This is a genomic window from bacterium (assembly GCA_013360215.1).
Taxonomy (GTDB): domain Bacteria; phylum CLD3; class CLD3; order SB21; family SB21; genus JABWCP01.
This window is the reverse complement of record JABWCP010000016.1, coordinates 14995-30199: the sequence shown is the minus strand read 5'-3', so window position 1 is coordinate 30199 and position 15205 is coordinate 14995. Positions and strand designations below refer to the sequence as shown.

General features: G+C 44.8%; 6 protein-coding genes. 4 read left to right on the top strand and 2 right to left on the bottom strand.

All coding sequences use genetic code 11. The annotated features are described in order from the left end of the window. Positions 1 to 2: 2 nt before the first annotated feature. Both nth and smc read right to left on the bottom strand, forming a co-directional pair. Entirely contained in the window at positions 3 to 644 is a 642-nt protein-coding gene (gene nth / locus HUU58_10730; GenBank protein ID NUN46145.1) for an endonuclease III, read from the bottom strand. A 248-nt stretch (positions 645 to 892) separates the two neighbouring features. Further along, positions 893 to 4708, bottom strand: coding sequence for a chromosome segregation protein SMC (gene smc / locus HUU58_10725; GenBank protein NUN46144.1), 3816 nt, complete (start codon positions 4706 to 4708; stop codon positions 893 to 895). An 858-nt stretch (positions 4709 to 5566) separates the two neighbouring features. On the opposite strand from smc, the gene HUU58_10720 reads away from it, so the two are divergent. The 4 genes from HUU58_10720 (at position 5567) to gdhA (ending at position 15168) form a co-directional block, all read left to right on the top strand. Then, positions 5567 to 8503, top strand: coding sequence for a TonB-dependent receptor (locus HUU58_10720; GenBank protein NUN46143.1), 2937 nt, complete (start codon positions 5567 to 5569; stop codon positions 8501 to 8503). An 88-nt stretch (positions 8504 to 8591) separates the two neighbouring features. After that, positions 8592 to 12128: a hypothetical protein gene (locus HUU58_10715; GenBank protein ID NUN46142.1), complete on the top strand. Its 3537-nt coding sequence runs from the start codon at positions 8592 to 8594 to the stop codon at positions 12126 to 12128. A 71-nt stretch (positions 12129 to 12199) separates the two neighbouring features. Next, positions 12200 to 13231: a PorV/PorQ family protein gene (locus tag HUU58_10710; GenBank protein ID NUN46141.1), complete on the top strand. Its 1032-nt coding sequence runs from the start codon at positions 12200 to 12202 to the stop codon at positions 13229 to 13231. Between the two features lie 596 nt (positions 13232 to 13827). Further along, positions 13828 to 15168 (top strand): NADP-specific glutamate dehydrogenase, encoded by a 1341-nt coding sequence (gene gdhA, locus HUU58_10705; protein ID NUN46140.1) that lies wholly within the window; start codon positions 13828 to 13830, stop codon positions 15166 to 15168. Positions 15169 to 15205: the final 37 nt, after the last annotated feature.

Genomic DNA, 15205 nt, shown 5'->3' with positions numbered 1-15205 from the left:
TTTTATTTATTTGCGGACGGGCAATCTTTAGCTAAGGAACAATGATCGCACTGAGGGCGACGGGCAATACACACAGTCCGACCGTGCATTTGAACGCGGTGTGAAAACATAACCCAATCTTTAGGCGAAAGAATTTTCATAAGATCGGCTTCAATGGATTCGGCCTCCGTGTGACGCGTTAGTTTAAGCAGCCGGCTGATCCTTATCACGTGTGTATCCACGGCCAAGGATGGAATATTATAAATATTACCCAAAATAACATTAGCTGTTTTTCGTCCTACGCCGGATAAGGTGACCAATTCATCCATAGTACTCGGAACGCATCCGTTGAAGTTTTGTATGAGCGTGCGGCAACACGCTTGAATGTGCCGCGCTTTACTCCGAAAAAAACCGATGGAGCGGATATCGTTTTCAAGTTCGGCCTGCGGAACCTGAATAAAATCTTCAGGAGAACGGTATTTTCGGAAAAGCGTTTCGCCGACAAAATTGACACGCTCATCGGTGCATTGGGCAGAGAGGATAGTTTTGATGAGCAGCTCAAACGCATCATGATAGGTCAGTCGGCATCGTGCGTCAGGATACGAGCGGGCAAGCGAACGCACGATACGCTGTGCACGCTGTTTTTTAAAGTCTATAGATTCCATAGTGAGAGCCGAATACGATAGCCGGTATTTTGAAAATATAAGATGTTCGCACGGTGTTAGCCAATAAAAAATTGATGTGATAAGGTGTGCGATGAATTTAAAAAATGGTAACAAAACTTAACAAGGAGCAGGAATTAGCACAGGCGAGAAAAAAAATGTAATCGGAACGCAGCAACGCGTTGAATTATTGCGCAAATTCGTACATTTCGACGGATCGGTGAATGGATGGACGGTGTACTTTTACAGTATCACGCAACGCTCGGCGACGGCGGTGTGTCTTTGACTTCTTTCGTCAGGTCTTCGACCTGATTTTCGTTGATAAATTGCTCGATATCGTCGGTTTTGCTGACATCGCCGCGATTGGAAAATTTAACCGATACGACTTTGGATACGCCGGCTTCCTGCATGGTGATACCAAAAATATTACGCGCAGCTTCCATCGTACGCTTATTGTGCGTTACAACGATAAACTGAGTATCCTTGGAGAAGTCTTTGAGGATTTTAGTGAATTTATCAATATTGGTGTCATCCAGCGGCGCATCCACTTCATCCAAAATACAGAATGGGCTAGGTTTGACAAGGTAGATGGCAAAAAGTAAAGAAATAGCCGTTAGTGTTTTTTCACCGCCGGAGAGCAGCTGAATGTGTTGGATTTTTTTGCCGGTCGGTCGGGCTAAAATATCAATATTGGCTTCCAGAATATCTTCATTGGCTTCCAGTTTGAGATCGGCTTCGGAATCAACAAATAAACCCGTAAATATCTTGATAAAATTAGCACGGATTTTTTCAAAGACTTCCATGAACTGTTTTTGTGCCTGTTCATTGATGGCATTGATCGTTTCCAAAAGTTGCGCTTCGGCGTCCAGCAAATCCTGACGCTGTTTGAGCAATACATCAAGGCGTTCTTTTTCCGTTTGAAATTCAGCAAATGCTTCCATGTTAACCGGGCCGATACTCTTGAGTTTACGGCGCAGTTCATCTATTTCGAGTTTAGTCGCCTCCGGATCAAAAGATGCCGTCTCAGGTGCTTGCGATGCATCGGAAACAAGATCGCTTTCCAGCACTTCATCAATATTCATTTCCTGATTTTCGACGCCAGATACTTCCTGCGGCGCGGTATCCGGAGCGCTCTCCGGTGCATCTTCTTCGGATTCCTCTTCTTTACTGCCGGGTTCCGTACTGAGGATCAGTATTTCGATGGAGTCTTTGGTCAAGTCAAAATCGTGATCGCGTTTGATGCGTTCTTCCAGCGCACGAAGTTCAAAACGAAGATTGGTCGTTTCTTGCTCCATGGTATGGCGTGAGTTGAGGAATTCTTCGCGCTGACGGCGCATTTTTTTCAACTCGGCTTCTATTTTTCCGGTCGTTTCACGCAGACGGGCGACTTCGGTACCTTCGGCATCGCGGTTGCGTTCGATCACGTCGCGTTCACGCGAAAGAGTGATGAGTTCGCCTTCGCGTTCGGTGAAAACGTCACCCATACGGGCAATTTCATTTTCAGCGGCGACAGTTTCTTCTTCGCGACGAAGAATGGTTGCTTCAATATCTGCAATTTGTGTGCGGCTGGATTCGATATTGTTGCGGTTTGTTTTGATTTCTCCTTCCATACGGAGAAAGGATGAAATCATTTCGTTGAATCCTTCGGAACGTTCGCGCCGCTGCTTTTCCAGTTCGGCGAGCTGTTGTTCCATGCGCCGGGTTTCAAGTTCGAGCGAACCGCGCCGGCCTTCGAGTTCATCCATTTCAGGCCCCATATCTTCGATGGTAAGCTGAAACGCTTCCATCTCACGCTGCGCTTGCAGAAGCGCATCCTCATTGCGTGTCAAGGATTCACGAGAACGTTTTTGTTCGTATTCGGATTGGGCTATTTCTTTTTCCAGAGCGACAAATTTTTGCTCAGTATTCTTCAGAAGATTTTGATTATTTGCGATCGTCTGGGTGAGTTCGCGCAGCGTAGTGTCGGTAGTCTGCAGTTCGTCCTGATAACGGCGAACGGAGGCTTCGTATTGGGATAACTGATCCTGCAGTTTATTCAAAGCTTCGCGTTGACCGATAAGGCTATCGGATGATTTGACGGTACCGCCGCCTTTGATGAGATAATTGCCTTTGACGATTTCACCTTGCAATGTGACGAAACGTACAGCGGGAAATTGATCGGCAAGCCGCGTTGCTTTTTCAAAATTTTCGACGATCACCACATCGCTCAAAAGCAGACGCGCCATTGCCGGATCATCACATCGCACCAGTTCGGTAGCCATTCCGATGATCTCGCCGCGTACGGAAGCAAGTGCTTCGGCTTCAAAAGCAGGTTTGAATTGCCCGATTTTTTGACGATTGAGGAATGTCGCACTGCCTTTTTTGTTGGTATTGAGCTGGGTCAGCGCGTCGTGCACGTGATCACTTCCGCCGGCCACAAGGTAGGCGAAGGAATCGCCGAGTGCAGTTTCGATTGCTTTTTTGTACGTATCATCCGTCGCGATCATATCGGCGACCGTTGCTTGAATGCCGGACGGTTTGGAAGATAGGATATACTGAACGCTTTCGGGAAACCCTTCATGATTTTCGATGGCTTTTTGAATAATAGCCATCTTGGCATGCAGCGCTTTGATTTCGGCCTCATCATGCAGCTTTTTAGAGCGCAAATCGTCCAGTGTATGGCGAAGCGTATCTAAAGCCGATTGGTCAGCCGTTATTTTATTACGCAACGCTTCAACTTGTTCGCCGAGTTTTTTCTTTTCATAGCGTTTTTCATCCAGCGCGCTGATCGCGTCTTCGGATGAGGTGTTATGAAATTCGCCTTCGCGATGCAGATCGGCGATTTTGCGTTCGATATTCTGGATATTGTTTTTAGTGAGTTGAAACGCATTGCGTTTTTTAGCCACTTCGTCGATGAGTTGTACGGATTGTTTACGTACGGTATCCAGTTCGGTACGTTTGGCTTGTATCTGCTGGTCAAACTCCAGCATTTCCGTTTTTTTGGCTTCGACGGTTCCGGACATACCGTTGTATTGCGATTCCAAATCGGCGAGCGTCGCGGAGAGTTCGGTGATGCGGGCTTGCAGTTGTTCGCGCTTGGCTTCCAATGCGGTTTTTTCTTCTGCATAGCGACCTATCATCGCTTCAAGATTTTTTTTGCGCTCGCGGCTGACGAGGATTTCATCCTCGATTGTTTTGATTTTTTTATCCTGCTCTTCGAGTTGCAGTTGGATCGCACGTAAACTTTGTTCGCGCTCGATCAGGCCGGTATTCATGGCCTCGACTTCGGCTTCTTTTTTGGAAATTTCGCCCAGCATTTGTTCGGCGACAAACTCGAGGTTTTCCAGTTTTTCGGCCATCGGCGCCAGTTGCGCGGCAAACTTTTGGTATTCATGATGCGCCAGTTGGACTTCCGCCAATTTGAGACGGGCGGACAGTTTCATGTGGCGCTTGGCTTTTTGAGTTTGGCGTTTGAGGGAATTGACCTTTTTTTCGATTTCGACGATGATATCGTTGGCGCGGTTGAGATCGAGTTTGGTCGTTTGCAGTTTGTTAAACGTCTGACGACGACGAATTTTATATTTGGTAATGCCCGCCGCTTCTTCGAACATTTTCCGGCGGTCTTCCGTTTTATCGGACAAGATTTGTTCGACCATCTTGAGCTCTATCACGGAGTACGCGTCCGCGCCCATACCGGTATCCATAAAAAGATCATTGATATCTTTGAGGCGGCAAGGGAGGCGGTTTAGGAAATATTCGCTTTCACCGGATCGGTATATCCGACGGGTGATCGTGACTTCGGTATATTCCGTCGGCAGGATACCTTTGGTGTTCTGTATGGTCAGACTGACTTCGGCAAAATTGAGGGGCTTACGTTGTTTGGTTCCGTTAAAAATGACGTTTTCCATTTTTTCGGAACGCAGGATACTGGCTTTTTGTTCACCGAGTGACCAGCGGAGGGCATCTACGACGTTGGACTTACCACAGCCGTTGGGGCCGACGATATTGGTGATACCCTCGTCAAAACGAAGATCCACTTTCTGCGCAAATGTTTTAAAACCGAAAACTTCAAGCCGTGACAAATACATGCCGTTATTTCCTTATAAGCCTAACAAAATCAAAATTTAAATAAGTTTCCTGTTAATCAGGAAATCATCTTTTAGTAAACTAGCACTGTATTATTATAGTATATCCATACTAAATAACACGAAAAAGCGTATCATTTCGCTTTGGGGCGGCTAATATATAGATTAAATCGTGTTGGCGCAAAATCTTTTTAAAAAACTTTGTAATAAAACCACAACGCATCGTACTTCTATTATTACGGTACCGGTATTGCGGATATGTGCATGAAAAGAGCGTGTCATGTCCGGATTCTACGTATGAATGAAAAAATTTAAAAAATTTAGAAGGGGGTGGAAAACTTATTTCTTTCGTTTTTTCGGTAGTTTTGTAATTAGGGCGGGAATATTATCTAGGTATTAAGGTTTTATTGATTAGCTCAAAGTGCCCATCGTGGTCTTAAAACCAAGTAAAACCGGGTTCCCAAAAAAAGCTTGACAATAATTTTAAGGCCGCCTATATTGTTTATTGTAAAACCTTATCTTGTGCAATAAGTGTCCCTAGTCTTTTCAAAAAGCTTGTTGCCGGGTTGTAAACAAATCTTTTTAATAACGTTCTCTTAAAACTGTTCTCTGAAAGCAGTATCCTTGAGTATGATGTGAAGGAGAGGGCGGCACGCTTGTAACCGTAGTGCTGATTCTTTCACAAAAAAACGAAAGGGTAGGTCGAATTAATCTCAGAAGCAGATGTCAAGTCGGAAAAACACATTTCTTATCTATGTGCATTTACAAAGGAGGTAAATGAGAAAAGATATGATTACTAAACTTATCGAAAAAAATTCATTCATCGTACACGCTCTTAATAACCAACAGAAGGAGGACATTATGTCTGGTAGTACGAGACTAAAACGATTGTTGCTGGTGGCAACAATGGTGTTCTTGCTTCCGATGTACCTGTTTGCAGGTAATACGGGCAAGATCACCGGTGTGGTAAAAGACAAGGAATCGGGTGACGCACTTCCGGGTGTGAATATCCTGATCGAGGGTACTTCCATGGGCGCAACGACCAACGCCAAAGGTGAGTACACGATCCTCAACGTTCCCGCCGGTGTTTATACGGTGGCCACAAGCATGATCGGTTACACGAAGTTGACCAAACAAAACGTCCGTGTGATTCCGGACTTTACGACACGTTTGGACTTCGAAATTTCTGCTACGTCGGTATCTGGCGAAGAGCAGGTAGTTGTTGCCGAGCGTCCTTTGATCCAAAAAGATCAAACCATGACGATGTCCGTTACGACGGCTGAAGAAATCAAGAACCTGCCGGTTCGTGGTTTCCAGGCGGCGGCTAACCTTGGCGTCGGTATCGTGGTCAGCAATACCCGTAACCTTGACGGTGGTACTGCCAATGTCAATGTTCGCGGCGGTCGTTCGTCTGAAACCGGTGTATATATGGACGGTTTCCAACAAAACAACCTTTTGACCGGTACTTCCAATGCCAATGTACCTTCGGGTGCCGTGGAAGAAGTGCAAGTGATTACTGGTGGTTTTGATGCGGAATACGGACGTAATCAATCGGGTATTATTCAAGTGACAACGAAATCAGGCTCGCAACGTTATAGCGGTAATATCGAAGCTGTCGGTGATCCGGCCGGTCTCGGTATTGCGGAAACCTATGGTTATAAAGTGTTGAGTGCGGGTTTCGGTGGACCGTTGATTCCGAATAATAACATGATTCGGTTCTTTGTTTCCGGTGAAGTGCGTGAAATAGATGATGCGGAACCTAGTGTTTGGGGCTATCCTGAGTTTGAACTTGAAAAAGGTGCCCGTTTGTATGACCATGATGGTGATGGTGATACGCCTAGTAGTACGCCTAAAGTACCGATTGATACCGTTATTTGGAAAACTGACAAAAACGGCAATGTAAAATATAAAAAAGGTGCACGTCCTGACGGTCTTTCCGGCGCGGGTATTAATTCCGATAGAGGAACAAACCTTCAAGCCAAGTTAACCTTTGACGTAATGCCGAACAAACTGCGAATTGACGTATCGGGTAATTATAGTAATACGGTCCGCCGTAGCAATACGGTTGCCAGAACGTTGTCTCTCGCCGACAATCTTCGCCGTGAGATTCAAAACCTAAACGTAGGTACTATAGCAACCTATACTATGGATCAAAACAGCTTTTTTGATTTGGGGATCAACTATTTTTCCAATACCCGTAAGCTCATGAATGATTTTCTTGAGTTTGATAATGTGGGTGAATATGCGGATCGTCAAAAAGGTTCAACAGGTTTTAGAACGTACGAAGCGGATAATCTCCTTTTTGATCCGAATAACGGCATACTCAATTATCGTCGTGATGATGACCAGTATATTGCGTTCAAAGCCAACTATACCAACCAATTGGATAAGCACAATCAGATCAAAATTGGTGCGGATTATTTTTATCACACGATTCGTTATTTGAATATCCTTGATATTGACAATCCGGTTACAGGTTCCAATGATAACATCGGATACAAAGGCTATGTCACTTCATCTGGCAAAATCAAATTTAAGAAGGTTAATTCTGATAATCTAAATGCGGAAACTCCGATTATGGGACCTCCGCATCCGACAAGTTTCTCGACGTTTGTTCAAGACAAACTAGAATACGAAGGATTAGTATTGCGTGCTGGTATTCGTTATGACGCGTTTAACCCCGGTGTGAAACGTGTTAAAGATCTAGGTAATCCTACCGGTGCTGATCAAGTTTTAGGCTCAGAAGACTATACTTCAGCTAAGACAGACCATCGTATTTCTCCGCGTTTTTCGATCAGCTTCCCGATTTCTGAAAAAACGCAGTTCCGTATGAGCTATGGTAGATTCTTCCAACAGCCAAATTTGCAAGATTTGTATGTTTCCCCGGCATTTCTCGAAAAACAATCGTTAAATGCTCCGTTTGCAACGACATTGGGAAATCCCAATCTTCAAGCTGAAAAGAGCACACAATATGAAGTCGGACTTCGCCGTGCGTTGAGTGATAAGGTAGCACTTGACGTCGGAGCATACTACAAGGATATTACGGATCTTGTGAATTCAAGCCCGATCACTTCGATACCCAATGGATTAATCATCTATGATAACGAGGATGCCGGCGTTATACAGGGCGTGAATATTTCACTTGAGGCCCGTCGTATAGGTAAATTCTCCGGTCGTTTGGCTTATACTCTGCAGACAGCTACAGGGTCAGGTTCGGGAACAAATTCTAATTTCCGTGCTTCCTGGCTTGGATTCAACACGGCCCGTTTTAATGCCCCTTTGAATTTTGATCAACGTCACAACATTAATGCCAATGTAGATGTGCGTAATGGTAAAGGTGAGGGCCCGTCCGTAGGAGGTATGAATATCATTGAGAATGCAGGACTAAACTTCCTCGTGTCCGCTGGTAGTGGTTTCCCGTATACTCCGACGACGGTAGTAGCGATCCAGCAAACTGGTGTACCGGCAGGTAATGCTACAGCACGCCGTAATTCACAAAGCTCACCGTGGACATTCCGCATTGATATGAAAGCGGATAAGACGTTTTATATCAATGAGAACATGAATGTCAATCTTTACGTCCAAGTGTTAAACCTTCTTGATCGTAAAAACGTGAACACGGTATTTGCAAGTAGTGGTCGTGCTGATGATTCAGGTTTTATCAATTCGCCTGAATGGAACGACTATTCAAAAGTAGAAAAAGCACGTAGATTGCCACAATATGATGTCAATCATCATGATGGCTTTAGTTGGGATACACCCCGTCAAGCACGTCTTGGCGTTATCTTCAATTTCTAATGTATGATCCGGAGGGTGCTTTCATCCGAAAGCACCCTCTATATTACAAGCGAAGATAGTTATCAAATACAGGAGTTATACAATGAGTATGAAAAAGTGGATAGTAATACCTGCGGTAGTCGTTGCGGCGGTAGTCGCCTTAATAGCAACGATGAATACTGCAAGTATTGCAAAAGTAGATGCGAATACGCGTCTTAAAATGAAATTACGTAAACCGGATATTGTGGACATTATATTTGTTAAACGTAAAGGAACGAATTGGAATTACGTAATGCGTAATCAAGGTTCCTTTATGTATGATTCGCCGGATGCCGACGAAAATGGTAATAACGCAGGAGGCGAATTCCCTCAGGGAAGTAATGTCACCATCGTGTTCGCAGCCGGTGCATGGTTGGGTACTATCAAGAATGGTGTACCGGTTGTGTCTGAGACTCAGTTTGGAACGGAGTTTCAACCTGGTCCGATCACGAACTCCAACGTTCCATTTGAACAGTTGACAGCTGCGGATCCGCTGCTTCCTGAATATAAAGTATACTATATTGACGAGAAATCTGGAGACGCCTCCAGTGAAAACAATGCGGATTGGCTAGCATGGCCTGGTGATAAAACTTCATCAGGTGATCCCTACTTATATTCCTCTGGCGGTGTAGGCATTACGTGGGCTGTTTTCAATGATTTGGATACCACACTGAGCCAGGAAGGTACAACCTCCAGTCCCTATGCCGGTCTTGGTATTCAAATTACCCTCGAATCCATCGTATTAGCCGATCGCGGTGATGCGGGCGATGGCGTCTTTTTGAAGTTCATATTTGACAACAAAACCAACACAAATTATCCGAATTCTTATTTGGGTCTGTGGATGGATGCCGATGTGGATAATTCGGGCAACGATTTAATCGGTTCCGACTCTTCACGCGGTTTGGGCTTCGTATACAATGTTGATGAAAGTGATGCTCATTCGGCCGTTGGTTTTGATTTCTTCCAGGGTCCTGTAGTTTCTGCGGCAAGTGTTTCGCCTTTTTTGGCTGTCAAAAACGCTGGTCATAAAAAAGTGAAAGTTATTGATGAAAATATTGGTTTAGTAGCTAGTCGCACATTAGGTGGCGATTCGATTTGGCTTGGCGCTACGACGCTTAATACGTACAATAACAATGGCGATCCTAATAATAACACGGAACGTTATAACTTATTAAGAGGCTTGACTAATGCCGGATCAGTTAGCCCAAATTCGTATGGTGGTTGGTTCTTCCCTGGTGATCCTGTTTCGCAGACCGGCCCCCTTGATGCGAATCCAACGGATAAACGTATTCTACACGGTGTAGGCCCGTTTGAAGTGGTTGCCGGTGCACGTCAGGAAGTTTGGGCCGGTGTGGTCGGTGCTAATGTAAATCGTACCAACAGTACGGTAGATAACCTTAATGCCGTAGCTAAAATGTTTGCTACGGATGACTTGATCCAGACTATTTTTGATGCGGATTTGGCAGCGCCGTCAGCGCCGGATGTACCTCTAATGTCCTTGGCCGGTTTGGACGGAAAAGTAGTTGTAACTTGGAAAAATAATTCGGAATATTCCGAAGATCATTTCGGCGATCCCAATAAAGCCTATATACGTACCACGAATCCAGAAACCCCATATACCGCAGATTATCGTGTGATGGACTTCGAAGGATATCGCGTATATCGCAGTTTGACCGGTTTACCCGGCTCCTTTACGCAGCTCGCGCAATATGATGATAATAACGGTATCACGGGAATTCGGGAGCTGTATTTTGATGCCAATGGTACCCTCTCAAGCCGTGAAATAATCCTGGGCACTGATAATGGTTTGCGTTATAGCTATGTAGATGAAGAAGTAACCAATCTTACGACATATTATTATTCTGTTACGGCATATGATGCTCAGCCTTACATTGCTATAGCCAATGTTTTAATTAATGATCCTTTGATGGGTAATGTACCTTACCCGTTTGCGGTTGTGCCGCGTTCACTTGAGACCTCAACGGGCTCCAATGTGACCGCCGTTACGCCGATGGCGGCCGTGGCAGGAAACGACTTTAACGGTTCAGTTTCAACGCTTACACACGCAGGACCAAGCGACGGCGTTGTCGAAATCGAAGTGGTCAATCCCGGTGCAGTGACTGGTAATAACTACCGTATCGAAATGTTTACAACCAATGATTCGGCGGATGGCAAACCGCTCCATGGTATCGCCGAAGGAACACTCGCGTATCGCGTGATCAATACGACAACGAATCAGACGGTTGCTTTTTCAAATCTTGTGGACAATCCCGATACGTACGTGGATGTGGATAATAATGGAGTTTATAATCCGGATAAGACCGCTCCTAATGATAGCGACTATGTGTACGATGATCGCTTATTTAACACAACGATTGCCCAAGCGGGTCATCCGGATCAGGAAGAATTCGGCATCGTTGATGGCGTTATGATCAAAGTAACAGATGCCAGCGGTTGGAAGAGTTCTTCATACGAATACGGTGCTTATCGCACAGGATTAGGAAAAGAAACTCGCTGGTGGTCAGGTCCCGGCGGGCTTACCGAATTTGGTGGAGTTATTGAGTTTACTGAAGAATTCTGGGGTATCGGTGGCGTTGAGATACCGGATCGTCGTGACTTTGATATCGTGATGAGCCGCGATCCTTCGGGATGGCAGGTCATTTACAAACACGGCACAGGTTCCACCGCGGCTTCTAATGATACTACGTTGGCTCCTTTCTCCGTGTTCGAAGTGGATGAAACAGACGGTAATACCGCTCCGCGTCAAATCGAAGTGAACTTCCGCGATCGTGATACATTCGATGCTTGGACAATGGACGGTGTTAATTCTTACACTTCAGGTGGTGTCGGTCGCTTTAACTATACATACTTTGACACCAACTCCTATAGCGGCGGTACGCGCGCTCTGGGCTTTTATACTGCGCCATATGATAAAGTTTCCTACGCTGTCATGTGGATGGGATATCGTGGTGACGCAGTTTCTTCAGCGCCGGATGCCGATGCGGCGACGTTACATGGCTTATATGTCACGGCTCGCGGTGCCGGCTCAGATGGTGGAACGGCTATCACGGCAGCAGAACGTCATAATATCTTCTCCAACTGGATTGATAATGGTACGTTCAAATTCCGTGTAAATCACGTACTTACACCGTCGGATACATACACTTATTCTACGACGGCTGGTAAAACGGCTACGACATCCAGTGCAAAGAAAAAAGGTATGGATGGTATTCTTGTAGTACCTAATCCTTACTACGGCCGTTCGACATACCAGGCTAGCTTATTTGACAAACGCGTCAAATTCACAGGTCTGCCGGGTACATGTACGATCCGTATATTTACTGTCGCCGGTGACCTTGTGCGCACGTTGCGTCATACTGCAGGTTCCAACAACGATCGTTTAAATACCAATCCGTTGGATATCACTTTCGATGCGACAGCAGCCCAAACCAGCACAGAAATATGGGATCTGCTGAACGAAACCGGTGATGGTGTTGCAAGCGGAATGTATATTGCGTTAGTTGACGCTCCTGGATATGGTAAGAAGACAGTGAAATTTGCTGTCATCATGGAGAAATATACGATTAGCGGTCCGGATATTCGATAATCGTATTGAAGCAGTTTAAAGTAACCCCGCCGACATTGTCGGCGGGACTACTAATCACAAAAGGAGAAAGTATGAAACATAAGATATTAGCCTTAGCTTTGGCACTGATGTACACCATCAATGCTTTTGCAGGTGAAGAAAAGCGCGGTACGGCCGGCTTTATGTTCCTCAAAGTTCCGATGGGCGCACGTGAAGTCGCGCTCGGCCAATCGGGCATTACTACGACATCCGGTGCCAATGCTATTTATTGGAATCCGGCTAATGTGTCAGCAGCTACTTCGCCGACATTTAGTTTTTCTTATTTGAATCATTTTGCAGGCATTTCTTCAAACTACGGTGCGATAACATTTCCCATGGGTGATGCAGGTGTGATCGGCGCCAGCATTAACTACATGAGTTATGGCGATATTCAGCGCACAAGTGAAGCAAATCCTGATGGCGGAATTGGAAATTATGCACCTTACGAACTTTCCGTAGGTGTAACTTTTGCCAAACAAGTCACGGATCGAGTAAGCGGCGGTTTAACGGTCAAATTTATCAATTCGCAAATTGATCTTGTTAGCGCGAGCAATTATGCGTTTGATTTTGGCTTTACCTATAACACCGATTTCCGTGGTTTGAAGTTAGGTTTTGTTGTAAACAACCTTGGCCCTCAAGCATCATACAAAGGTGATGGTCTCCTACAAACCATTACAGTTGATCCTTTGACGAACGAAACGGCTTATTTGGCATATGAGTCTGAATTCTTCAATATGCCGGCTTCTGTTAATTTTGGTGCCAGTATGGATTTGATGCGTAACGAACAGAATTCGATTACGGGTATGTTAGAGCAAAATATTAACAGTTTTCAAGCCAGCCGTACAAATTTTGGATTGGAATATGGATTCCAAAATATGTTTTTTGCTCGCGCAGGCTACACTTCGACATTGAAAAAAGACCGTGACTATAATACCGGTAGCGATGCTGGTATGAGCGGTTTGACTATGGGCGCTGGTGTTGATTATAAATTCAACGACAGCTTTGGAGCTACTGTTGATTACGGTTATTTGAATATGGGAATTCTTGGCGGAACACATCGTTTTTCCGTCGGGTTTAAATTCTAAGAATATCTTCCTTTGACAAGAACCCTTCCTCATCGAGGAAGGGTTTTTTTTTGGAAAATTCATAGGAGAACAATTAATGGGCAACAACTAAATATGGAAAGCTTTACATGCTCACCAGAAAATCCTACAGGCACGAGCGAACTATTTTACTGCTTTCGGGATAAGGGTGGGTACGTATATTGGTCGATAAGGAGCACTCTTTAAATAATGCCTACATGATAGTAGGATCGGCATTCGTCCTATTGGCTACAATGTAGCATGTTCTTCTTTAGCCCAATTAAAAATAATTTAACTAAAAGATATTGCTGACCTCTCCATGTGGGATAGATCTCACATATATTCATAAATTAGCGGAAACCAAAAGTATGCGGTCAAACTTACACGCCATAATACTATAAGTGAGTGTTTTAAAACATAAAGTTGCAGGCCTATATTTATTCCAATCACAAGCCAAATTAATTTAGCGAAATATGGGGGTAACTAGAGTCTCTCACGCCAGATAACATTCCAAAAATATTGACTTTCAGAGTATAAATAACGAGATTTGCGCGGAAATGAATAAAATTTGTTTTAATTAATCCAGGTAGAGGCATAGTATGTCAGACTACGTCAAATCGGTTTTGGCGCAAGTTAAAGCCAAAAATCCGGCGGAGCCGGAATTTCATCAAGCAGTCCAAGAAGTGGCCGAATCATTAGAACCGGTATTAGACCGTCATCCGGAATATCGTACGGCTAAAATATTAGAGCGTATGGTCGAACCGGAACGTGTAGTCATGTTTCGTGTTCCTTGGCAAGACGACCAGGGAGAAATACATATCAATCGCGGCTTTCGCGTGCAAATGAACAGCGCTATCGGGCCGTATAAGGGTGGTTTACGTTTTCACCCGTCCGTCAATCTCGGGATTTTAAAGTTTTTGGCTTTTGAACAGGTTTTCAAAAATAGCCTAACTACGCTGCCCATGGGCGGCGGAAAAGGCGGTTCGGATTTTGATCCCAAAGGAAAAAGTGATAACGAAGTGATGCGCTTTTGCCAAAGTTTTATGACGGAACTGTACAGACATATCGGTGCCGATCTGGATGTTCCCGCAGGGGATATCGGCGTCGGTGGTCGCGAAATCGGATTTCTTTTTGGTCAATATAAGAGGCTGAAAAATGAATTTACCGGTGTTCTCACGGGTAAAGGTATCAACTGGGGCGGTTCTTTGATTCGTCCGGAAGCTACAGGATTTGGCGTTACCTATTTTGCACAAGAAATGCTGCGCACCAAAGGTAAAGACATTAAAGGGTTGACCTTTGCCGTATCGGGATTTGGCAATGTGGCTTGGGGTGCGGCACTTAAAATTTCGGAATTGGGCGGCAAAGTAGTTACTATTTCAGGTCCCGATGGTTTCGTATATGACAAAGACGGCATTCAAGGTGAAAAAATAAATTATATGCTCAAAATGCGTGCAAGCGGTAAAGACCGCGTCAAAGATTACGCTGATGAGTTCAAAGTAGAGTATCATGCCGGCAAACGTCCATGGAGTGTAAAAGTGGATGTTGCCGTACCATGCGCTACACAAAATGAACTTGGCGTCGAAGACGCCAAAGAGCTTGTAAAAAACGGATGTATCTGCGTTTGCGAAGGCGCTAATATGCCGAGTACTCTGGATGCCTACGAAGTGTTCAAACAAGCCGGTATTCTGTTTTCACCCGGTAAAGCTTCCAATGCCGGCGGTGTAGCAACATCCGGTCTGGAAATGACACAAAACAGTATGCGGTTGCCGTGGTCCGCTGAAGAGGTGGATCAACGTCTGCGTGGTATCATGAAGAGTATACACGATACGTCATTGCATACAGCAAAAGAATACGGTCACCCGGGTAACTATGTGGTTGGAGGAAATATTGCCGGATTCTTAAAAGTCGCTAACGCTATGATGGATCAAGGTTTGGTATAAAAGCGATTTGAAATTAATATTGATAAAAGAGGGGTTC